Genomic DNA, 22,341 nt, shown 5'->3' with positions numbered 1-22,341 from the left:
ACCCCCGTGCTTCACCGAATTTTGCGTCTGCTCGCCGACCTAGTCGCGCAGCATCTCGGCCACCAGGAAGGCCAGTTCCAGCGATTGCTGGGTGTTGAGCCGCGGATCACACGCGGTCTCGTACCGGCCGGCCAGATCGCTCTCCGAAATGTCTTGTGCGCCACCGAGACATTCGGTGACGTCTTCACCGGTGATCTCGACATGGATGCCGCCGGGGTGGGTGCCCAGAGCGCGATGCACCTCGAAAAAGCCCTGCACTTCGTCGACGACGCGATCGAAGTGACGGGTCTTGTACCCGGTGGAGGACTCATGGGTGTTGCCGTGCATCGGGTCACACTGCCAGATCACCTGGTGACCGGTGGCCTGCACCTTCTCGATGATCCGCGGCAGCAGGTCACGGACCTTGTTGTTGCCCAGCCTGCTGACCAGCGTCAGCCGGCCCGGCTTGTTGTGCGGGTCGAGCCGCTCGACATACTCGACTGCCAACTCGGGTGTCATCGTGGGGCCGATCTTGACCCCGATCGGGTTGGCGATCACCTCGGCGAACGCGATGTGCGCGCCGTCGAGTTGCCTGGTCCGCTCGCCGATCCACACGGTGTGCGCCGACAAGTCATACAGTTGCGGTTCGCCATCCTCCCCTTCGGACAGCCGCAGCATGGCCCGCTCGTAGTCGAGCACCAATGCCTCATGGCTGGCATAGATCTCGGCGGTCTGCAGATTGCGGTCGGCAACCCCGCAGGCGCTCATGAACCGCAGGCCCCGATCGATCTCGGTGGCCAGCGCCTCGTAACGAGCGCCGGCCGGCGAGGTCCGGACGAATTCCCGGTTCCAGTCGTGGACCAGGTGCAGCGACGCCAGGCCCGACGACGTCAACGCTCGCACCAGGTTCATCGCCGCACTGGCGTTGGCGTAGGCCCGGACCAACCGCGACGGGTCGTGCTCGCGCACCGCCGCGTCCGGGGCGAAGCCGTTGATCATGTCGCCGCGATAAGACTTCAAGCCCAAAGCATCGATATCGGCCGACCGCGGTTTGGCGTACTGACCGGCGATGCGGGCCACCTTCACCACCGGCATGCTGGCGCCGTACGTCAGCACCACGGCCATCTGCAGCAGCGCGCGGATGTTGCCGCGGATGTGGGGTTCGGTGTTGTCGACAAACGTCTCCGCGCAGTCACCGCCTTGCAACAGGAATGCCTCACCCTTGGCGACCTGTGCCAGCTGTTCCTGCAGGCGGACGATCTCGGACGGCACCGTCACCGGCGGAACGCTTTCGAGCACGGTGCGCATCGCCAACGCCTGGTCCGCGGGCCAGCTGGGCTGCTGGGCGGCGGGCTTGGCCAGCGCGGAGTCCAGTCGGGTGCGCAAGTCGGCGGGCAGCGGCGGCAACGGCGGCAGCTGGTCGATCGGAATATCGACGGTCCAGTTCATCGGTACATGGTAACCGGGTTGAGGCTTGCGCTGATCAGCGCGAACGTCGCTGTCAATCCTGTCGTCCCGACGGGTCTGGTCGCCGGTCCGGCCCGCTGGCCGCCCGTGCCCGGGAGCCGCCCGGCGGGCCTCCGCCGCGTGCCGGATGCGGGCCGGCATTGTCGGCCGAGGTGATGATCCGGAATCGTCGCAACTGGTCGCGCGCGTCGACCAGCGCGTCGTGAGCATCACGCGACCGCGCCGGCAGTCGCGGGCATCCGCGGTCCTCCCATAGTTGCCGCAGTTCCCGTGTGAAGCGAGGTATCGCCGTTGGCAGCCCCGGCATCGGACCCCACAACTGACACAGGGCGACGTGGTCGTAGGCGCCCACCCAGGCCCACAGCTCGATCGGGTCACCGCCGTCCACACCGAGGAACGCCTCCAGGTCGCGGCGGATCTGCCGGCGCGAGCGCCACAGCTGCGAACCCGGCGACGGCAGCTTCGGCAGGACATGGGAGCGAACCCAGGTACCGGCACGCTGTGGGTCGAACTCCGTTGAGACGGCGTAGTACTCGCGGCCATCCTCGGCGACCATCCCGATGGAGATCAAATCGATGGTGCGGCCGTCTTCGATGAATTCGGTGTCATAGAAGTACCGCACATCGCAGTTTATCCGGGCAGCCTATCGCGCGGTCACCAGGCGTTCGGCGGTCTTCGGCGGCGGCGCCGGATGGATGTCGAGGTCCAACCGGGCGTCCACCGCGTGCTCGTCGGGCCGTCGCGGGGTTCCGGCGATCGCACATTGCAGCCACAGCTTGGCCCGTACCACGGGGCGGCGCAGGGTACGTTCACGCTGCAGGGCACGGCGCATCTTGTCCGGCCGCGCGCTGTATCGCCACCGTGCCCACGGGGCATGCGGACGTGACAACCGGATCGCGCCGACGATCAGCAGCACCACCAGGAACATGCCGAGCAGCCCCGTCCACACCTTGCCCTTGAACAGAACCACCACGGCCAGCGGCAGCGTCAGCACCACGCCGCCAACCAGCGCGGCATGCCATATCACGGAGTTAGTGTCCGACCAGATCGCCAGGACGAACATCAGCGGATGGAATCCCAGGGTCAACAGCCCCGCCACGGCTACGGCGGCGAAGACCGCGTCCACCGAGGTGCGTCCGTCTTCCTCCCAGTAGACGTCGGACAGATGCAGGATCAACGCGTACTCGTCGAGCACCAGCGCCGCGCCGATTCCGAAAAATGTCGCCGACACCGCGAACTCGGGTGCGCGTCCGTCGACGGAGAGCGTCACCAGCGCCAACCCGGAGACCATCACCACCAGCACACCGACGGCCACGTGGTGAACGTGCACGGACCCGATGTAGATATTGCGGGGCTGCCACCAGCTGGGCGGTGGTGCATCGCTGGGGCGGCGACGGATGATGCGGGCGCAGGTGCGCGTCACAAAGAAGGTCAGGATGAAGGCGACCAGGCAGCACAGCAGGGGCAGTCGGCCGCGGTCGATGATGTCATGCTGCAGCCATTGGAGCACCCCACAAAAACTACGCCTGCCGGCGCAGGCGAGGCCTAAGCGGCCCGAGCCCCGCTGTGGCGGCAAGCGACCGCCTCGGTAACGATTAGGCTGTCTGTGACATGAGTACATGGCGGTCGCCCGAGCTGGGCAGTCGACTCGGGCGGGTCTCGTTATGGTGCCTGCTTGGGCTGGTCGCCGGCGGGGCACTGGGCTACGTGGGCTGGCGGTTGTTCGGACACATCCCCTACCGCATCGACATCGACATCTATCAGATGGGCGGACAGGCCTGGTTGGATGGGCGTCCGCTGTACAGCGGCGACGTGAAGTTCCACACACCCATCGGGCTGGACCTCCCGTTCACCTATCCCCCGCTGGCCGCGGTGGTGTTCAGCCCGTTCGCCTGGTTGAAGATGCCGGCCGCCAGCGTGGCGATCACGCTGCTGACGCTGGTGGTGTTGATCGTGTCGACGGTGGTCGTGCTGACCGGCCTGAACGTGTGGCCTACCTCGACGCTGCTGCCCGCTCCGGCCTGGGTGCGCCGGCTGTGGTTGGCGGTGGTCATCGTGGCTCCGGCGTCGATCTGGCTGGAGCCGCTGAGCTCCAACTTCGCCTTCGGTCAGATCAACGCCGTGCTCATGACCTTGGTGATCCTCGATTGTTTCCCGCGCCGCACGCCGTGGCCGCGGGGCCTGCTGCTCGGCCTGGGGATAGCACTGAAGCTGACGCCGGCGGTGTTTCTGCTCTACTTCCTGCTGCGCCGGGACGGCCGGGCGGCGCTGACAGCCCTGGCGTCCTTCGCGGCTGCGACGCTGGCCGGTTTCGCCCTGGCGTGGCGTGATTCCCGTGAGTACTGGACCCATACCTTGCACCACACCGACCGGATCGGTTCGGCTTCGTTGAACACCGACCAGAACATCGCGGGTGCGCTGGCCCGGCTGCCGATCGGCGAGCACGAAAGCTTTCTGCTGTGGGTGGTCTTGTCGCTGGTGGTGCTGGTTGCGACGGTGTGGGCGATGCGCCGAGTGCTGCGGGCCGACGAACCGGCCCTGGCCGTGATTTGCGTGGCGTTGTTCGGGTTGGTGGTATCCCCGGTTTCGTGGTCGCACCACTGGGTGTGGATGTTGCCGGCGGTTCTGGTGACCGGGGTGCTGGCCTGGCGACGGCGAAATGCGGCGCTGGCCGTGGTCACCGCCGCCGGGGTGGCGCTGATGAGATGGACGCCGATCGATCTGCTGCCCAAGCACCGGGAAGCCACCGCGGAGTGGTGGCGTCAACTCGCCGGGATGTCCTATGTGTGGTGGGCGCTGGCGGTCATCGTCGTTGCCGGTCTCACCGTGACCACCCGGCTGACGACGGAGCGCTCGCCCGAGCCCGCGCGGACTCCGGTGTCGACGGCCGCGGCCTGATCAGCCGGCCGCGGTCTCGGGGATCCGGGCGGCGTCCTTCGGGCCGGGATGAGCCCCGGCCCCGTTGCTGCCGTCTTTGACGCTGGCTGCGTAGATATCGACGTACTCCTGACCGGAAAGCCCCATCAGCTCGTACATCACCTCGTCGGTGACGGCCCGCTCGATGAAGTGGTTTCCGGCCAGTCCCTCGAACCGGGTGAAGTCCATCGGCTTGCCGAAACGAACGGTCACCCGGCCGAACCGCAACATCTTTTTGCCCGGCGGGTTGACGACGTTGGTGCCGATCATCGCCACCGGAATCACCGGAACCCCGGTGTGCAGCGCCAGCCGCGCCAGGCCGGTCTTGCCCTTGTAGAGGCGACCGTCGGGCGACCGGGTGCCTTCGGGGTACATGCCCAGCAGCTTGCCCCGACGCAGCAGGCCCTCGGCGGTTTCCAGGGCGGCCTGCGCGGCGTCGGCGTTGGTGCGGTCGATGGGCACCTGCCCGGAGACGCTGTAGAACCAGCGGTTGATCCAGCCCTTGAGCCCGGCGCCGGTGAAGTATTCGGCCTTTGCCAGAAACGTGATCCGGCGGCGGACTACCAACGGAAGGTAGAAGCTGTCAGCCACGGCAAGGTGGTTACTGGCGAGGATCGCCGGGCCGGAACTCGGAATGTTTTCCGCACCTTCGATTTTCGGCCGGCCGAGCAAAATAAACAGCGGGCCCATGAAAACGTACTTGAAAAGGTAGTACCACATGGCCCTCCCTCTCGCCCGCACCGGAACAATGTCTGGGCCAACTGTACCTATCTGCCGTGGCTGCGACCACCTGCGTCGGGCGGCGGCTCACTCCTGCAAACTCACCGGGATGGGCTGGTAGCGCGTTTTCGCACTGGTGTCCGCGGATCGGTTCTCCGGCGGTGTCTCGCTGGTGAGGCCACCGCCGGGCGGATCCTCCGGCGGCGGTTTCGGCGATCGATCAATGTCGTCGACTATGGCGCGAATCACGTTGAGCAAAGCGACACTGTGGTTGGCTATCACCGTCAGCAGCGGGTGCTGTTCGCCACCGACCACCGCCGCCAGCGCACATACCGGACACCACACCTGTTGGCACTTGGCGGCCGCTTTGCCACCGGCCGACCCGGATGCCATCGAGGCCGCCGCGCGCATCGCGGGGTCGATCGCATCCAGGATTGCCTGTGCAAGCTTGCGCAGTTCGGGACCAACCTCGGTATGAACCCCGGTCACGTCGGCCACACCTCCGGATTGGGTCGAAATCGAACGGTCAGCTCGCTGCCCCGCAGTTGCGCGTCCAGCACCGTGCATCTGCGCAGTACGGACGCCAACCGGACTCTGCGCCGCACCCCGCCGGCACTGATGATCAGATCGTCGTCTGCGCGGCCCAGCGCCAGCGAACCGGGATCGAGCTGGGGCAACGCTAGCCGCAGACGATATACCGACTCAAGCCCCGACCCGGATTCCAGGTCCACAATAGGGCGCAGCGGGCCCGGCGGCGCCGACCCTCGGCGATGGCGGGCACTGTCGAGCAGGCCGCCCAGCGCCTTCGGGCCGATCGGCTCGCCGGACAGGTGCGGAACCAGCACCAGCGCCAGGTCACCGATGGTGGCGTCGAGTTCTTGCAGGACGGCGCGTTGCTCGGAGATGCGTTCGGCATACCAGTAGAAGGCGGGGTGGTCGGGAAGGCTGCGGTACTCGTAGGTCTCGTCCCGGACCAGCACCTGATTGATCAGCAGCTCCTCGACGCGTATCCCCATCAGCGCCAATGAACCCAGCGTGCGGGCTGCCTCGGCGGCTACCACCCGCTCCGGGGTCAGCACCAGATGGGCGCCTACCAGGTCACCGTCGGTCAGCATGACGCTGAGCCGGTCCACGCTGGCGTTGGTGCGCTCCAGCAACTCCACCAGTGCGGCGGACCGGTTGTCGTCGATGGCGAGCCGACGATGGCGTGGCCACGCGCGCTCCACGTACATCCCGAAGGTCGCCGGCAGCGTCAACATTCGCAGCGCATCCGCGGTCGACGCGCAGTCGACGACGACGCGGTCCCAACGTCCGCTGGTGGCAAGCTCGCCGACGGCGTGCAGCCCGAGCACCTCCTGAATCCCGGGCAACGCCGAGAGTTCTTCTGGCGCAACGCTACTCAGCTCGGAACCGGGGAATCGCCGGTCCAGGGCGTCGACGACGTCTCGCCACCGGTCCTCGAGCAGCGCCAAGGTGTCCAGCGCCAAGGCGTCGAGGAAGCCGCCGTCGGACCCGGATCGCCCGGGTTCAAGATCGGCGAGAACGCGGACCGGCTCGCCCCGGCCGGTTGGCGGCACCGAGATGCCCAGCACATCACCCAGTGAGTGCGCCTGGTCGGTGGATACCAGCAGCACTCGCTGACCAGCACCGGCATCACAAACCGCGGTGGCGGCCGCCAGTGTGGATTTTCCTACCCCGCCTTTACCGACGAAGAGACTGATCCGGGCCGGGGCTGACGCCCGGAATTCACTGGACTCACTCAGCCTCGACTCGTTTCTTCAGATCCTTTAACGCTCCGTCGATCAACCTGCGTTCGGCTTTGCGCTTGAGCATCCCGATCATCGGGACGGCGAGGTCGACGGCGAGCTCATAGGTCACATCCGTTCCAGAACCGTTGGGCTCCAAGATATATGAACCTTCGAGAGACTTCAGCAGGGAGCTGGATTCCAGAGTCCAGCTCAGCGATTGGCGGTCCGCCGGCCACTGGTAGGCCATGATCAAGGTGTCCCTGAAGATGGTTGCGTCCATCAACATCCTGGCCCGTTGCGGGTATCCCTCGTCGTCAGCCTCGAGGACCTCGACTTCCTTGTACTCCGAAATCCATTCCGGGTAAGCCTCGATGTCGGCGATCGCCTTCATCACCTCGCCTGGAGCCGCGTCGATGTAGATCGTCTGCCTCGTCTTGTCCGCCACCTGGCAAATCCCTTTCCCGTTTCCTCGCACTGCGCGTCGATTCGTCGGGAATACCCGCCATCCGGCACAAAGGCTACTCCCGATGCCCAGCTTGAGCCTCACTCGAGCCCACTCGACCCGGTTAAACTACCGGAGAAACCCCGACGGGGCGTGCTTGTTCCACTGTGGTTTTGACCTCGAACGCCATTTTCTTCGCTGCCACCCGGCGGCGGTGGGTTATTTTGGCCAGATTCATCCGGGCCAGTTGCCAGGCCGCCGCCGCGGTCGGTTCGGCGTGCAGGAAGTAGTGCAGCACCACCCCGTCCATCGACGGTTCCAGCCAGATTTCCATGGTGCCGGTCAATGCCCCGGTAACCGCCCACCTCATGCCCTTGTCGGCGCGGTCCTCGGTGACCTCCAGCCGCAGATCAGGCCACCACCGGCGCCACTTCGACGGGTCGGCGATCGCAGCTCCCACCCGTGCGCCATCCGCGGCGACATACGTCTGGTCCGCGATCTGGATGCTGTTCATAGCCACAGCTTCACACACCCCCGCATCGACGGCCAACGGCGCTCGGCTCGGTCGGCAAAGCCACCCGACCAGCAACCACCTGGCCGCCCTAATGCCCGGCTAGGCTGGGGTGAGGGGGGCTACCCGCAAAAACGTCAGTTGGAGCGAGGTCAACAAGGTGCGTCAGTACAGTGTCCCTGCCCGCTTTTCCGTCGGCGAGCGCGACAACGTCGCGGCCATGGTATTCGAGCACGAGCGCGACGATCCCGGGTACGTCATCTACCAACGCCTCGTCGGCGGTGTCTGGACTGACGTGACGTGCGCCGAGGCGGCGCATCAGATCCATGGTGCGGCATTGGGTTTGATCGCGCTCGGGGTCCAGGCCGGTGATCGAGTGTCGATCTTTTCGGCCACCCGCTACGAGTGGGCGATCCTGGACCTGGCCATCCTGGCGGTGGGTGCGGTCACGGTGCCGATCTACGAGACGTCGTCGGCCGAGCAGGTCCGCTGGGTGCTGCAGGACTCCGAAGCCGTGCTGGCGTTCGCCGAAACCGACGCGCATGCCGCGATGGTCTCCGAGTTGGCCGGCGACCTGCCCGCCTTGCGCCGGGTGTTGCATATCGACGGTTCCGGCCGCAAGGCGCTCGACCAGCTCGAACAGGAGGGCACGTCGGTTGACCCGACGGAACTGACGGCTCGCCTCGAGGCGCTGCGGGCCCACGACGCGGCCACGCTGATCTACACCTCGGGCACCACCGGACGACCCAAAGGCTGTCAGCTCACCCATTCCAACCTGCTGCACGAGATCCGCGGCACCCGGGAATGCCTGCCCACGCTGTTGTGCCCGGGACAGCGGCTCCTGGTGTTCTTGCCGCTCGCCCACGTGCTGGCCCGGTCGCTGACGCTGTCGGCGTTCGCCAGCAAAGTGACCGTGGGGTTCACCAGCGATATCAAGAACCTGCTGCCGCAGTTCGCGGTGTTCAAACCCACGGTGGTGGTCTCGGTGCCTCGGGTTTTCGAGAAGGTGTACAACACCGCCGAGCAAAATGCCGTCAACGACGGCAAGGGAGCGATCTTCAAACGCGCCGCCCAGACCGCGGTCGATTGGAGCCGGGCCTGCGACGGCGGCCGCCCCGGACTGCTGCTGCGCGCCAAACATGCCGTTTTCGACCGGCTGGTCTATCACAAATTCCGTACGGCGCTCGGCGGCGACTGCCATGCTGCGGTCTCCGGCGGGGCGCCGCTGGGCGCGCGGCTGGGCCACTTCTACCGCGGCGTGGGTTTGACCATCTACGAGGGGTACGGCCTGACCGAGACCAGCGCGGCGATCACCGTCAACCAGGTGGGCGCCCTCAAGATCGGGACAGTCGGAAAGCTGTTGCCCGGCAACAGCTTACGCATCGCCGGCGACCAGGAGCTGTTGGTGCGCGGCGGCGTGGTGTTCACCGGCTATTGGCGCAACGAGCAGGCCACCGCGGAGGCCTTCACCGACGGCTGGTTCCGCACCGGTGATCTGGGCGCGATCGACGAGGACGGCTTCTTGACCATCACCGGCCGCAAAAAGGAGCTCATCGTCACCGCCGGCGGTAAGAACGTTGCCCCCGCCGTGTTGGAGGACCAGCTGCGGGCACACCCGCTGATCAGTCAGGCAATGGTGGTCGGAGATGCCAAGCCGTTCATCGGCGCGCTGATCACCATCGACTCGGAGGCGTTCGCCGGCTGGAAGCAGCGCAACAGCGAGCCCGCCGACGCGTCGGTGGGCGACTTGGCCACCGATCCCGACCTGGTGGCCGAAATCGATGCGGCCGTCAAGCAGGCGAACCTGTCGGTGTCGCATGCCGAGTCGATCCGCAAGTTCCGCATTCTGGGCGTGGACTTCACCGAGGACACCGGCGAATTGACACCGACGATGAAGGTCAAGCGCAAGGTGGTGGCCGAGAAGTTCGCCGACGAGATCGAGGCGATCTATACCAGCGGCTAGCCGCCCAGCAGGCCGGCCAGCCGGGTCGCCAGTATGTCCCAGCGCCAGGTGGCCGTTACCCATTCCCGGCCGGCAGCGCCCATGGCGGCGGCGCGGTCGCGGTCGATCAGCAAATCGGTGACGGCATCAGCCACCTTGTCCACCGAGGTGCCGTCGACAACCAGCCCAGTCTTATTGTGCTGCACGGTTTCCGGGGCCCCGCCGGATTCGCCGGCGATTACCGGCACGCCGCTTGCCGACGCCTCGAGAAACACGATCCCCAGGCCCTCGACGTCCAATCCGGCACCGCGGGTGCGGCACGGCATCGCGAACACGTCAGCCAACGCGTGATGCGCCGGTAGCTCGTCGTCCGGCACGCCGCCGGTGAACGTCACGTGGTCGGCCACCTTGCAGTCCATCGCCAACTTGCGCAACGCCGGTAGGTAAGGGCCGCCCCCGACGATCACCAGCGCGGCCCCGTCGACGCGCCGGCGGATCGCCGGTAGCGCCTTGATCAGCGTGTCCTGACCCTTGCGTGGCACCAGCCGGGACACGCACACCACCACGGGCCGCTCGTCCAGCCGGTACCGCTGACGCAGTTCGGCGCGCGCGGCCGGGTCCGGCCGAAATCGGTCGCTGTCCACCCCGGGCGGCAGGTATTCCAGCGCCGCGCCGGGTCCGAAGGCGGGCGCGAACCGGGCTTTGGTGTAGCGACTGACAAAGGTCACCACGTCCGCGCTGTCCCCGATTCGGCGCAACACCGACCGCGCGACCGGAAGCATCGACCACCCCACTTCATGGCCGTGTGTGCTGGCCACTATCCGGGTGGCACCGGCCCGGCGCGCCCGCGACGCCAGCAGCGCCAGCGGGGCGGCAGCCCCGAACCAGACGGTATCGATGCAGTACTCGGCGATCAGGGCGCGCATGCGGCTGTCGACGGCCGGCGCGGGCAGCATCAGCGTGCCGGGATGACGCACCACGCGATAGCCGGCTGCACGGGCCGCGTCGTCGTATGCCTGCGCCCCCTTCCATTGCGGTGCGTACACCGTCACCGAGTGCGATCCGGCTTCGACCAGCCGCCCGACGAACTCTCCGAGGTAGGACTGAATGCCGCCACGTCTGGGCGGAAAGTCGTTGGTTACCAGCAGGACCCGGCTCACCTGCGTCAGGTCAATCGGCCAGCCATCCCTGCCAGCGGGCGAGCAGCCCGGCAGGGTCGGTCTTCAGTACGGTGCGCGCGGCGGTTGCGAAATCCGGGTGTCCGGCACCGCACGCGGCCAGGTAGAGCCCGCGCAACGCGGTCGTCCCGTAGATCTGCGCGACGAACCTGGCAAACCACCACGCCCGGTCATACGCCAGTGAACGCCGCGGTCCCGCGGTGTCCAGGTCGTCATCTGACGGCAGCGCCCGGGGCAGCACATCGACGGGCGGCCTGGACGCCGGTCTGGCGACGAAATCGGCCACCCCCTCGGTCAGCCAGCGCGGTGCGTCGAGCGCGGTGTCGACACGCGCGGCGTAGTGAAAAAGCTCATGCGTCAACACAATTCGCAGCGCAGCTTGGCTCAAGCGGCCCGCGCCCGGCGCGAATACGATCCGTTGGCCGGCGGCGGTCCGGCGGGCGGTATCGACGTGCTCGACGACGGTCACCGCCGCGATATCGGCCCACTGCGACGCCGGCCCGCCGCCGGCGGCAGTACGGAACTGGTCATCGGAATCGGCGGCCACCACCGAGATCTCGTGCGGCCAATCGGTGCCCCAGAAGGCCGCAACCGCGTCGATCGCGGGACCAAGGTTCGCCGCGACACGGGATAGCAGGGGCTCACTGTCCGCGCCGCCGAGGCCGATCAGCCGGACGGTGCGGCCACCGACGACCACCGGGGTGAGGCCGGCGTCGTCGACTCGCGCCGCCGGCGGTGCTGCCGAGCTGTCGCGTACCGGGGCCGGCAGAGCGGTTGCCGCAACCAGCTCGGCCACGAAGACGAAGGCCAGCGTGATCGACAGCCACCGGGGCCGGCGGCGAAGCCACGCCACGAGGTGGTCAGTAGCGACGGGCGTCGTAGATCGGGCCCGAGGCGGTCATCGGCACTACCCGCACCGGTTGGCCGAAGGTGGACGAGTGGACCATCAGACCGTCGCCGATGTAGATGCCGGCATGTGAGGCGTCGGAATAAAAGGTCAGCACGTCACCGGGCTGCAGGTCCGACAGCGCCACCGGCTGACCACCATGGGCCAGCGCCTGACTGGAGTGCGGCAGAGCGATCCCGGCTTGCTGGAACGCCCACATGACCAGTCCGGAGCAGTCGAAACCGCCGGGCCCGGCGCCACCCCATGCGTACGGAGTGCCGATCTGGGTCAAGGCCGCCTGCACCACGGTCGCCCGGTCGCCGCCACCGCCGCCGCCAGGAGCCAGGAACGGTGTATCGGACACTCCGCCGGGAGCGGGCGCCTCGCCGGGGGTAGGCGCACCCTCGGGCGGAGCGCCCGGTGGCAGACCTTCGGGCGCCGGCCCGGGAACGTCTGGTACCCGCGCCGGAATCGGTCCCGGGTCGGCGAGCGCGGTGCGCTGCTCCGGCGTCAGGGCCTGATATTGCGACTTCACGACGGCGATCTGCACCTGCAGCTGGCTCTGCTTGTGCTGCAGATTGGCCCGCACCGCCGCGGCCTGTTCGGCGGCGGACTTGGCATCGGCAGCCGACTTGACCGAAGCCTGCTCAGCCTTGGCGGCCTGTTCTCCGGCGGCCCGGAAACCGGCCATCTGCGTGGACATTTGCCGCGCCATCACCCGCTGCACCGAGAGACCGTCGATCAGCAGCTGCGGCGATTCCGCCGTCAAGATCGCATCCAAACCGTTGGTCCGACCACCCATGTAGGTGGCGGCCGCGACCTTGTTGACGGCGGTCTGGAAGGTGGCCAGGCGCGCTTTCGCGGCGGCGAGCGCGGCCTGGTCGTCGGCGAGCTTCTTTTCCGCGGCCTGCTGCGCCGCAAGCTTCGCGTTCAGGTCGAGTTCTGCGCTGTGCATCGCCTCGGTGGTCTGTTCGGCCTGCCGCGATAGCTCGTTGAGTTTCGCCAGCGCGTCGTCGGCGGGGTCGGCCATCGCACTCGCGGCCAGGATGCCGGACAACACGGTGAAGCCCGCCAACGAACCGACTGCGGACCGCTTGATGACGCGCGCGATCGAATGCCTACAGTCGAGCCTCAAGATTTGCTTCCTTAAACTGCCATCGGCCTAGCGCCGTCGAGCTGGTTTAGGTCTCAAACAGGTTACGAAATGGTCTCGGCTTTTGTCCAAAGGGGGGAGTTAAGAAAATGGCAAGATTTCTGTCATTTTCTTGTGAGAGAGCGCGACTTTGCGCTCCACCACCATACAGGCTCGATCAGGCAACACCCGACGCAGCACCCGGCCCCCGGCCACGCCGGATCGGGACGAGACGCAATCTCGGAGCTAACCCGGCATCGGCGAGTGCCTCGAGGGCGGCTTGCTCGTCGTGCAACAACGTGTCGGGCGCCCCGAGCAAGACACTCACCACACAATCGCGGCAGGCACTTCCCCGCACCGCGCACTCGTCACAGTCGATCACCACCTCCCCCGGTTCGGCTGCGCCGCCAGAGCATTCGCCACCGCTGTGCCATGCGTTCCATGCCATCAATCCCGGTCCTTTCGGTAAGACGTTCGATCGCAATTGGGGCCGCGCCGAAGGCTAATCGCCGGCACCGACAACTCGGGCGCGGTGAGGATCGAGCGCTGCCGACCCGTGCCCGGCGTGGGAACCGTCGGCTGTCGGTGCGGCTGCCTAACGTCACCGCCATGGGTGCGAGCGTCGGAACTCAACTGAGTCTCGCCGGGCTCGACCCGCTCGCATTTCCCGGCATCGACGCGGCGGGGGCTCCGGGCCCGCCCTCCGACGAGCTATTGCCGCTACGGGAGACCACCTTCGTAGTGGTCGACTTGGAGACCACCGGTGGCCGCACCATGGGCACCGAGGCGGCCCCGCCGGACGCCATCACCGAGATTGGGGCGGTCAAGGTGCGCGGCGGGACCGTCCTCGGCGAGTTCGCCACGCTGGTGGACCCGCAGCGCAGCATCCCGCCCCAGATCGTGCAGCTGACCGGGATCACCACGGCCATGGTGCGTGACGCCCCCGTCATCAGCGCCGTTCTGCCGATGTTTTTCGAGTTCGCCGGCGACTCGGTCTTGGTCGCCCACAACGCGGGGTTCGATACCGGGTTCCTGCGGGCCGCCGCGCGGCAATGCGACATCACCTGGCCGCGGCCGAAAGTCCTGTGCACGGTCCGCCTGGCGCGGCGGGTGTTGAGCCGAGAGGAAGCGCCCAGTGTGCGGTTGGCCGCATTGGCGCGGCTGTTCTCGGTTGCCACCCAACCCACCCACCGCGCCCTCGACGATGCCCGTGCCACCGTCGACGTCTTGCATGCCCTGATCGAGCGGGTCGGCAACCAGGGCGTGCACACCTTCGCCGACCTGCGTTCGTATCTGCCCAACGTGAGCCCGGCGCAGCGCCGCAAACGGGTGCTGGCCCACGGTCTGCCGCACCGGCCGGGAATCTATGTGTTTCGCGGACCGTCGGGCGAGGTGCTCTACGTCGGCACCGCGGTCGACCTGCGCCGCCGGGTCAGCCAATACTTCAACGGCGCCGACCCGCGCGGCAGGATCAAAGAAATGGTCACGCTGGCCACCGCCGTGGACCACGTCGAGTGCGCGCACCCACTGGAAGCCGGCGTGCGTGAGCTTCGAATGCTGGCCGCACATGCACCCCCGTACAACCGCCGATCGAGATTTCCGCTGCGCTGGTGGTGGGTGGCGCTCACCGAGGAAGCGTTTCCGCGCCTGTCGGTGGTTCGAGCCCCGCGACACGACCGGGTCATCGGCCCGTACCGGTCCCGGGCCGACGCCGCCGAGACGGCAGCCCTGCTGGCGCGCTTCACCGGGGTCCGTACCTGTGCCAAGCGGCTGGCGCGGTCGGCTCTGCACGGCCCGGCCTGTCCCGAGCTGGAAGTGTCGCCCTGTCCCGCCGCCCGGAACGTGACCGCCGAGCAATACGCCGAGACCGTGCAGCGCGCGACGGATTTAATCGACGGACGCGACAACACCGCGCTGGCCGCGGCGGTCCAGCAGGTCACCGCCCTGGCGGAACGACATCGTTACGAGAGCGCGGCGCGGCTGCGCGACCATATCGCCACCGCGATCGAGACGCTGTGGCGTGGTCAGCGGTTGCGGGCGCTGGCCGCCCTACCGGAGTTGATCGCCGCGGCGCCGGACGGCGGTGGTGGCTACCAGTTTGCTGTCATCCGCCACGGCCAGCTGGCCGCGGCCGGTGCCGCCCGGCGCGGGGTGCCACCGATGCCGGTGGTCGACGCCCTGCAGGCCGGTGCCCAGGCGATTATTCCGGCCGAGGCGCCACTCGGCGGCGCGCTGGTGGAGGAGACCGCGCTCATCGCCCGCTGGCTCGCGGCGCCGGGGGTGCGCATCGTGCGGGTCACCGGAATTCCGGTTGCCGGGGGCGCCGCCGAAACGGCGGGCTGGGCAACACCGTTGCGCTGCGCCGGCGCCTGGGTGGCGTGGGCGGCATCGGCCCGTTCGGCGCGGCTGGCCGTCGAGCAGGCACCCGGCCCGATGGGGCGGCACTCCCCGCACCAGGACCCGCCGCACCGCCAGGCCGACAGCTCAGAGCTGCTGGCTGAACCGCACCCATCGCGCGAGCAACTGTTCGGCCGCGCCGCTGTCGATCGCCGCGCTGGCCCGCTGCAAGCCGTCCTCCCATGCGGGCAGCCATTCAGCCCGGCTGGATAGCCCGGCATGGGCGACGATCGCGCCGGCGGCGTTGAGCACCACCGCATCTCGGATCGGGCCCTGAGCCCCGCCCAGCACGGCGCGGGCTTCGGCCGCGTTGGCCTGCGCGTCGCCCCCCAGCAGCTCGTCGAGCTCGGCACGTGCGAAGCCAAATCCCGCGGGATCGAAAGTCAGTTTGTCGACGGTGCCCGCCTGCACCCGCCAGATCGTGCTGGTGGTCGTCGTGGTCAGCTCGTCGAGCCCGTCGTCGCCGTGCACCACCAGCACGCTGGACCGGCGGGCGGCAAACACCCCGGCCATCACCTCGGCAAGGTCAGCGAACGCGCAGCCGATCAACCCGGCCCGCGGCCGCGCCGGATTCGTCAGCGGCCCAAGCAGATTGAACACCGTGGGCACGCCGATCTCGCGGCGCACCACCGAAGCGTGCCGGTACGACGGATGGAATTGCGGCGCAAAGCAAAAGCCGATCCCGACTTCCTCGAGGCTGCGCACCACCTGATCGGCGTCCAGGTCGATGCGCACCCCGAGCGCTTCCAGGGTGTCGGCCCCCCCGGACAACGACGACGCCGCCCGGTTGCCGTGTTTGACCACGGGCACACCGGCGGCGGCCACCACGATGGCCGCCATCGTGGACAGGTTGACCGTGTTGATCCCGTCGCCACCGGTACCGACAACATCGACGGCGTCCTGGGGAACGGCGTGGGCCGGCATCGGACGCGCGTGGTCGAGCATCACGGCGGCCAATTCGGCGACTTCGTCGGCGGTGGGCACCTTCATCGTCATCGCCACCGCGAACGCGGCGATCTGGGCCGGCCGGGCGGCGCCGGCCATGATCTGATCCATGGCCCAGGCCGCCTGGCCCCGCGCCAAATTGCCCCCGGCCGTCAAGCGACCCAGAACCTGCGGCCAGGAGGTCGCCGAAGCCGACGCCCGCGGGGGCCGACCACCGGGAGATCCTGCACCTGACCGAGCCACGCGCCGATGGTCGCATGCCGGCCGGCCACCGCCCAACGCGCGGCCGGCGACGCCGGGCATGCGGCGGCGCACGGCTGTGAAACGACGCGCGGAAGGCGAATTTGTGCCCCGGGTAGAGTTCGACAACTACAAAGCGTCATACTTGCGGATGTGACGAGTGCTGTAGGGACCTCGGGTACTGCCATCACGTCGCGCGTGCATTCGCTGAACAGACCGAACATGGTCAGTGTCGGCACCATAGTGTGGCTTTCCAGTGAGCTGATGTTCTTTGCTGGCCTGTTCGCTATGTACTTCACCGCGCGCGCTCAGTCCGGCGGGAAGTGGCCGCCGCCGCCGACCGAACTCAATCTCTATCAAGCGGTGCCGGTGACGCTGGTGTTGATCGCGTCGTCGTTCACCTGTCAGATGGGAGTGTTCGCCGCCGAGCGTGGCGACGTGTTCGGGCTGCGCCGCTGGTATGTGATCACATTCCTGATGGGTCTGTTCTTCATCCTGGGCCAGGCCTACGAGTACTACCACCTGGCCACCCACGGGACGACCATCCCGGGCAGCGCCTACGGCAGCGTGTTCTATCTGGCCACCGGCTTCCACGGGCTGCACGTGACCGGCGGCTTGATCGCCTTCATCTTCCTGCTGGTCCGGACCGGGATGAGCAAGTTCACCCCCGCGCAGGCAACCGCCAGCATCGTCGTCTCCTACTACTGGCATTTCGTCGACATCGTGTGGATCGCGCTGTTCACCGTGATCTATTTCATCCGATGAGCCGGCCCCCCCGAACAGGCATGAATAGGAGTGCTCAGTTGAAAAGACTGGGATTCACCCGATCCGGCGGCAGCGAGCAACGGAACAATCGCTCGCGGCGACGCCTCCACCGGCGGTTGTCGGGCGGGTTGCTGCTGCTGATAGCGCTCACCGTCGCGGGCGGCCTGGCCGCCGTACTGACGCCCACCCCGCAGCTGGCGGTAGCCGACGAGTCGTCCTCGGCGCTGCTTCGCACCGGCAAGCAGCTGTTCGACACCTCGTGCGTGTCCTGCCACGGGGCCAACCTGCAGGGCGTGCCCGATCACGGGCCCAGCCTGATCGGCGTCGGCGAGGCGGCCGTCTACTTCCAGGTCTCGACGGGTCGGATGCCCGCCATGCGGGGTGAGGCTCAGGCGCAGCGCAAGGAGCCGATCTTCGACGAGACACAGATCGACGCACTCGGCGCCTATGTGCAGGCCAACGGCGGCGGCCCCACCGTGGTCCGCAATCCCGACGGCAGCATCGCCACCAAATCCCTGCGAGGAGACGACCTGGGGCGCGGCGGCGATCTGTTCCGCCTCAACTGCGCCTCCTGCCACAACTTCACCGGCAAGGGCGGCGCACTGTCGTCAGGCAAATACGCCCCCGACCTGGGGCCCGCCAATGAGCAGCAAATCCTGACGGCGATGCTAACCGGGCCGCAGAACATGCCGAAGTTCGGCGACCGCCAGCTGTCCTTCGAAGCGAAAAAGGACATCATCGCCTACGTGCGTACGGTCGCCGAGGAGCGGTCGCCCGGTGGCTACGGACTTGGCGGATTCGGACCCGCGCCCGAGGGGATGGCGATGTGGATCATCGGCATGGTCGCCGCCATCGGGCTGGCACTGTGGATTGGGGCGCGATCATGAGCGACGGCTCTCCCGTGACCGGCGACGCCAAAACCGGCGTCGGCTCGGACACCGACAAGGGCACCGGCGCGGCCCATGAGCCGGACGAGGCTGCGCTGGCCGCGATGTCGCAGCAGGAACTGCTCGACCTGGGCGGCAAACTCGACGGTGTCCAGATCGCCTACAAGGAACCCCGCTGGGCGATCGAGGGCACCAAGGCCGAGAAACGCGCCGAGCGCGGAGTCGCGGTTTGGCTTTTGCTGGGCGGTGCATTCGGACTCGCCCTGCTGCTAATTTTCCTCTTCTGGCCATGGCAGTACAAAGCCACGGGAGAGTCCGGAAGTTTCCTGTACTCCCTCGCCACCCCGCTGTACGGACTGACCTTTGGGCTATCCATCCTGGCAATCGCAATCGGGGCGGTGCTGTTCCAGAAACGCTTTATCCCCGAAGAGATTACGGTCCAGGACCGGCACGACGGCGCGTCTCGCGAGATCGACCGCAAGACGGTGGTGGCCAATCTGACCGACGCCTTCGAGAGCTCGACAATCCGGCGCCGCAAGCTCGTCGGGCTGTCCTTGGGCATGGGATTGGGCGCATTCGGGCTCGGCACCCTGGTTGCGTTTGCCGGTGGCCTGATCAAGAACCCGTGGAAGCCGGTCGTCCCCACCGCCGAGGGCATGAAGGCCGAGCTGTGGACGTCCGGGTGGACCCCGCGCTACAAGGGAGAGACGATCTATCTGGCGAGGGCCACCGGTTTGCACGACGGGCCACCGTTTATCAAAATGCGCCCCGAGGATATGGACGCCGGCGGCATGGAGACGGTGTTCCCCTGGCGGGAATCCGATGGTGATGGCACCACCGTGGAATCCCACGAGAAGTTGCAGGCCATCGCGATGGGAATTCGCAATCCGGTGATGCTCATCCGTATCAAGCCAAGCGATTTGGGCAAAATGGTCAAACGTCAAGGCCAGGAGAGCTTCAACTTCGGCGAATTCTTCGCCTACACCAAGGTCTGCTCGCACTTGGGTTGCCCGGCATCACTGTACGAACAGCAGACCTATCGAATCCTGTGCCCGTGTCACCAGTCGCAGTTCGACGCGCTGCACTTTGCCAAGCCGATATTCGGCCCGGCGGCCCGCGCGTTGGCGCAACTGCCGATCACTATCGACTCCAACGGATATTTCGTCGCCAACGGCGATTTCGTCGAGCCCGTCGGACCGGCATTCTGGGAGCGCACAACATCATGAGTCCTAATCTCCGTCCTCCGAAAATCGGTGATGTGCTGGCCCGTCAAGCCGAGGACATCGACACCCGGTATCACCCTTCGGCCGCGCTGCGCCGACAGCTGAACAAGGTGTTTCCGACCCACTGGTCGTTCCTGCTCGGTGAGATCGCGCTGTACAGCTTCATCGTCCTGCTGATCACCGGCGTGTACCTGACGCTGTTCTTCGACCCGTCGATGACCGAGGTCACCTACAACGGTGTCTATCAACCTTTGCGCGGCGTCGAGATGTCACGCGCCTACGAAACGGCACTGGACATCTCGTTCGAAGTTCGGGGCGGGTTGTTCGTCCGCCAGATCCACCACTGGGCCGCATTGATGTTCGCCGCGGCGATCATGGTGCACCTGGCGCGGATTTTCTTCACCGGGGCCTTCCGGCGGCCGCGCGAGGCCAACTGGGTCATCGGGTCGCTGCTGCTGATCCTGGCGATGTTCGAGGGGTACTTCGGCTACTCGCTGCCGGACGACCTGCTGTCGGGTATCGGCCTGCGGGCAGCGCTTTCGTCGATCACGCTCGGCATGCCGGTGATCGGCACCTGGTTGCACTGGGCGCTGTTCGGCGGGGATTTCCCGGGCACCATCCTGATTCCCAGGCTCTATGCGCTGCACATTCTGCTGCTGCCCGGAATCATCCTGGCGCTGATCGGTTTGCACCTGGCATTGGTGTGGTTTCAGAAGCACACCCAGTTCCCGGGCCCCGGCCGGACCGAGCACAACGTGATCGGCGTACGGGTCATGCCGGTGTTCGCGTTCAAGTCCGGCGCATTTTTCGCCGCGATCGTCGGCGTGCTGGGCTTGATGGGTGGCCTGCTGCAGATCAACCCGATCTGGAATCTGGGTCCGTACAAGCCGTCACAGGTGTCGGCCGGCTCGCAGCCCGACTTCTACATGATGTGGACCGAGGGGCTGGCTCGTATCTGGCCGCCGTGGGAGTTCTACTTCTGGCACCACACCATTCCCGCGGCGGTGTGGGTGGCGCTGATCATGGGCCTGATCTTTGTGCTGCTGATCGTCTACCCGTTCCTGGAGAAGCGGTTCACCGGCGACTACGCGCATCACAACCTGCTGCAGCGGCCACGCGACGCCCCGGTCCGGACCGCGGTCGGCGCGATGGCCATCGCCTTCTACATGGTGCTCACCTTGGCCGCCATGAACGACATCATCGCGTACAAGTTCCACATCTCGCTCAACGCGACGACCTGGATCGGCCGCATCGGCATGGTGGTGCTTCCGCCGTTCGTGTACTTCCTCAGCTACCGGTGGTCCATCGGACTGCAGCGCAGTGACCGGTCGGTGCTCGAGCACGGCGTCGAGACCGGCATCATCAAGCGGCTGCCGCATGGGGCCTACATCGAGCTGCACCAGCCGCTCGGCCCGGTCGACGACCACGGTCATCCGCTACCGCTGGAGTACCAGGGCGCTGCTGTTCCCAAGCGAATGAACAAGCTTGGGTCGGCCGGCGCGCCGGGTAGTGGCAGCTTCTTGTCCGCAGATCCGGCATCGGAGGACGCGGCGCTGCGGGAGGCCGGTCATGCCGCCGAGCAACGTGCCCTGACCGCGCTGCGCGAATACCAGGACAGTATCGCCGGCTCGCCCAACGACGAGCACGGCCAGCACTAGGGACGAGACGGCCGGCAAGCCAGGCACCACCCCTGCGCCGGCTTCGTTTCGGCCCGGGCTGTCGACCAGCCTGGACTCCGGGAGCTGCTCCACAGCGGCCAGTCGCAGGTGCGCACTCGTCGCGGATGCGGCCCCGCTCACTGCGCAACGCCTCGGTGTGCAATGCCGCACCCGGCTACCCGGTGACCGTCGGCGTGCCACCGCCGGATGACCGGTCAAGGCAAGAACCAGGCGATTGCCGGTTGCCGGGTCGGGTTATCGCTCGGCGACTGCGCGGCGCAGCTGCCGGACGTGGTACCACTCGATCGCCGGCATCCCTGCGGTGATGACCGCCGCGGCGCCGTAGCTGGCCCATGATGCGCCGTCGTGACCGACGGCCATCAGATATGTTGCCAACGCCGCACCGATCAAGGCGGTGCCGATGGCACCGGTCAGCGCGACGGTTCCCCGCAGCCAGATGCGATCCACCGCTTCACCGGACCGCTCGGCGGCCGCCTCGAAAGCACGAACTTGATCTCGGCGGGTCGAGCCGCCGACCGTGGGCACCGCGGGCTTCCCCGGTCCAGCCGGTGGTCTGCCAAGCGCACGTGGCGGCGCCGGCCTCGGTGCCGACTCGGCCCCCGACGTGCGGCGAGCCCGCAACAGCACCGGAATCGCCCCCGCAATGATCAACGCGGAGACGATGATGACGGCGTACAACACCCACGTGGTGTGGGAGTCCCTCGCCACCTTGTGAAAGCCCCGTCCGAGGTCGGCCAGCGCGACCGCTGCGGCGACGCTTACGCCGACCAGCATCAGCCAGACCGCCGCACACGCGCCGATCAGGATGCGGTCGACGACGGCTGGAGCCACGATGCCGTCCGGCCCACGCCGGTATGCGGAGTATTTGCCGAGCATCAGCAGCTCGTTTGCGGTGCGTCGTTGTTGTTCGATGACAGCACCGTCCCGTCGCTCGTGGTGATTGAGCAGTTGAGTTTGCTGACCCGGAAAAGACTGGACGCCTCCACCGAGCCCACGTCAGATTGTGAGATCGGTGTGACGGTCATCGACCATGGAATGTAGACGTTGTGCTGCGTCCGCCGGCGCCCCGAAGCATCGACGTAGGTCACCGAGATGATGTCACCGGGCGCTTTGGTGCCGGTAACCGAATAGGTGACTTGTCGCGGGCCAGCCGGAGTGGTGGTGGTTGTGGGCGGTGGTGCCGCCGCCGTCGTCGTCAACGGAGGCGGTGCCGGCGGGGTCGTCGCTGGCGGCGGGGGCGGAGGCGTCACGGTCACGGTCTGCGTCTCCGTCGCTGTCGGGATC

Annotated in this window: 20 protein-coding genes and 2 pseudogenes; 7 read left to right on the top strand and 15 right to left on the bottom strand. The window is 67.2% G+C overall.

The window, feature by feature from the left end; all coding sequences use genetic code 11:
- Window positions 1-39: 39 nt before the first annotated feature.
- The 3 genes and pseudogenes from BST40_RS17250 to BST40_RS17240 form a co-directional block, all read right to left on the bottom strand.
- Entirely contained in the window at window positions 40-1,428 is a 1,389-nt protein-coding gene (locus BST40_RS17250) for a class II 3-deoxy-7-phosphoheptulonate synthase (RefSeq protein WP_075548788.1), read from the bottom strand.
- Window positions 1,429-1,564: 136 nt separating this feature from the next.
- A pseudogene (locus BST40_RS17245) lies at window positions 1,565-2,068 on the bottom strand (polyadenylate-specific 3'-exoribonuclease AS); the annotation flags it as partial.
- Between the two features lie 21 nt (window positions 2,069-2,089).
- Window positions 2,090-2,956 (bottom strand): hypothetical protein, encoded by an 867-nt coding sequence (locus tag BST40_RS17240; protein ID WP_083154909.1) that lies wholly within the window; start codon window positions 2,954-2,956, stop codon window positions 2,090-2,092.
- 101 nt (window positions 2,957-3,057) lie between these two features.
- Between BST40_RS17240 and BST40_RS17235 the strand changes: the two genes are divergently transcribed.
- Entirely contained in the window at window positions 3,058-4,344 is a 1,287-nt protein-coding gene (locus BST40_RS17235; RefSeq protein ID WP_083154907.1) for a glycosyltransferase 87 family protein, read from the top strand.
- On the opposite strand, the gene BST40_RS17230 is transcribed toward BST40_RS17235, so the two are convergent.
- The 5 genes from BST40_RS17230 to BST40_RS17210 form a co-directional block, all read right to left on the bottom strand.
- Window positions 4,345-5,082: a lysophospholipid acyltransferase family protein gene (locus tag BST40_RS17230; protein ID WP_075548785.1), complete on the bottom strand. Its 738-nt coding sequence runs from the start codon at window positions 5,080-5,082 to the stop codon at window positions 4,345-4,347.
- Window positions 5,083-5,169: 87 nt separating this feature from the next.
- Window positions 5,170-5,571, bottom strand: coding sequence for a hypothetical protein (locus tag BST40_RS17225; RefSeq protein WP_075548801.1), 402 nt, complete (start codon window positions 5,569-5,571; stop codon window positions 5,170-5,172).
- A complete protein-coding gene (locus BST40_RS17220; RefSeq protein ID WP_083154904.1) occupies window positions 5,568-6,845 on the bottom strand; it encodes an ArsA family ATPase in 1,278 nt (425 codons plus the stop codon). Before BST40_RS17220 ends, BST40_RS17225 begins: the two co-directional genes overlap by 4 nt.
- Window positions 6,838-7,275, bottom strand: coding sequence for an SRPBCC family protein (locus BST40_RS17215; protein ID WP_023364872.1), 438 nt, complete (start codon window positions 7,273-7,275; stop codon window positions 6,838-6,840). The genes BST40_RS17220 and BST40_RS17215 overlap by 8 nt, the downstream gene beginning before the upstream one ends.
- Before the next feature lie 121 nt (window positions 7,276-7,396).
- Window positions 7,397-7,786 carry a polyketide cyclase / dehydrase and lipid transport gene (locus tag BST40_RS17210; RefSeq protein WP_075548782.1) on the bottom strand — a complete coding sequence of 130 codons (390 nt, stop codon included), beginning with the start codon at window positions 7,784-7,786 and terminating at the stop codon, window positions 7,397-7,399.
- Window positions 7,787-7,943: 157 nt separating this feature from the next.
- Here BST40_RS17210 and BST40_RS17205 point away from each other — a divergent pair, with 157 nt between their 5' ends.
- The gene (locus tag BST40_RS17205; RefSeq protein WP_083154902.1) at window positions 7,944-9,746 is read left to right on the top strand and encodes an AMP-dependent synthetase/ligase; all 1,803 of its coding nucleotides are present in this window, start codon (window positions 7,944-7,946) and stop codon (window positions 9,744-9,746) included.
- On the opposite strand, the gene pimB is transcribed toward BST40_RS17205, so the two are convergent.
- From pimB to BST40_RS17185, 4 genes are all read right to left on the bottom strand, one after another.
- Window positions 9,743-10,885, bottom strand: a complete 1,143-nt coding sequence (pimB, locus tag BST40_RS17200; protein ID WP_075548780.1) for a GDP-mannose-dependent alpha-(1-6)-phosphatidylinositol monomannoside mannosyltransferase — start codon at window positions 10,883-10,885, stop codon at window positions 9,743-9,745. The genes BST40_RS17205 and pimB overlap by 4 nt on opposite strands.
- A 10-nt stretch (window positions 10,886-10,895) precedes the next feature.
- On the bottom strand, window positions 10,896-11,690 hold the full coding sequence (locus BST40_RS17195) for a hypothetical protein (RefSeq protein ID WP_425270701.1): 795 nt from the start codon (window positions 11,688-11,690) through the stop codon (window positions 10,896-10,898).
- A gap of 73 nt (window positions 11,691-11,763) precedes the next feature.
- A complete protein-coding gene (gene ripC, locus BST40_RS17190; RefSeq protein WP_075548778.1) occupies window positions 11,764-12,924 on the bottom strand; it encodes a peptidoglycan hydrolase RipC in 1,161 nt (386 codons plus the stop codon).
- Between the two features lie 175 nt (window positions 12,925-13,099).
- Entirely contained in the window at window positions 13,100-13,369 is a 270-nt protein-coding gene (locus tag BST40_RS17185) for a hypothetical protein (protein WP_240316434.1), read from the bottom strand.
- Between BST40_RS17185 and BST40_RS17180 the strand changes: the two are divergent.
- Window positions 13,354-15,468, top strand: a pseudogene (locus tag BST40_RS17180) (DEDD exonuclease domain-containing protein); the annotation flags it as partial. The gene BST40_RS17185 and the pseudogene BST40_RS17180 sit on opposite strands and share 16 nt — an antisense overlap.
- On the opposite strand, the gene trpD reads toward BST40_RS17180, so the two are convergent.
- Window positions 15,406-16,566 carry an anthranilate phosphoribosyltransferase gene (trpD, locus tag BST40_RS31775; RefSeq protein WP_083154899.1) on the bottom strand — a complete coding sequence of 387 codons (1,161 nt, stop codon included), beginning with the start codon at window positions 16,564-16,566 and terminating at the stop codon, window positions 15,406-15,408. The pseudogene BST40_RS17180 and the gene trpD sit on opposite strands and share 63 nt — an antisense overlap.
- A gap of 90 nt (window positions 16,567-16,656) precedes the next feature.
- Between trpD and ctaE the strand changes: the two genes are divergently transcribed.
- Genes ctaE through qcrB form a run of 4 tightly spaced genes read left to right on the top strand, consistent with a single transcriptional unit; the run spans window position 16,657 to window position 21,036 of the window.
- Complete coding sequence (gene ctaE / locus BST40_RS17170; RefSeq protein ID WP_075548777.1) at window positions 16,657-17,268, top strand: aa3-type cytochrome oxidase subunit III; 612 nt, start codon at window positions 16,657-16,659, stop codon at window positions 17,266-17,268.
- Between the two features lie 38 nt (window positions 17,269-17,306).
- Window positions 17,307-18,155, top strand: a complete 849-nt coding sequence (gene qcrC, locus BST40_RS17165) for a cytochrome bc1 complex diheme cytochrome c subunit (RefSeq protein WP_075548776.1) — start codon at window positions 17,307-17,309, stop codon at window positions 18,153-18,155.
- The gene (gene qcrA, locus BST40_RS17160; RefSeq protein ID WP_083154918.1) at window positions 18,152-19,381 is read left to right on the top strand and encodes a cytochrome bc1 complex Rieske iron-sulfur subunit; all 1,230 of its coding nucleotides are present in this window, start codon (window positions 18,152-18,154) and stop codon (window positions 19,379-19,381) included. Before qcrC ends, qcrA begins: the two co-directional genes overlap by 4 nt.
- Window positions 19,378-21,036 (top strand): cytochrome bc1 complex cytochrome b subunit, encoded by a 1,659-nt coding sequence (qcrB, locus tag BST40_RS17155; RefSeq protein ID WP_075548775.1) that lies wholly within the window; start codon window positions 19,378-19,380, stop codon window positions 21,034-21,036. Before qcrA ends, qcrB begins: the two co-directional genes overlap by 4 nt.
- A gap of 255 nt (window positions 21,037-21,291) precedes the next feature.
- Here qcrB and BST40_RS17150 read toward each other — a convergent pair whose 3' ends face one another.
- Window positions 21,292-21,933, bottom strand: a complete 642-nt coding sequence (locus BST40_RS17150) for a DUF2561 family protein (protein WP_075548774.1) — start codon at window positions 21,931-21,933, stop codon at window positions 21,292-21,294.
- Window positions 21,933-22,341: MmpS family transport accessory protein (locus BST40_RS17145; protein WP_244174406.1), on the bottom strand; the 409-nt coding region annotated here is incomplete at its 5' end. The genes BST40_RS17150 and BST40_RS17145, both read right to left, overlap by 1 nt.

This window comes from Mycobacterium persicum (genome assembly GCF_002086675.1).
GTDB classification, from domain to species: domain Bacteria; phylum Actinomycetota; class Actinomycetes; order Mycobacteriales; family Mycobacteriaceae; genus Mycobacterium; species Mycobacterium persicum.
The sequence above is the reverse complement of the archived record's forward strand: the minus strand, read 5'-3'. Positions and strand labels throughout refer to the sequence as shown.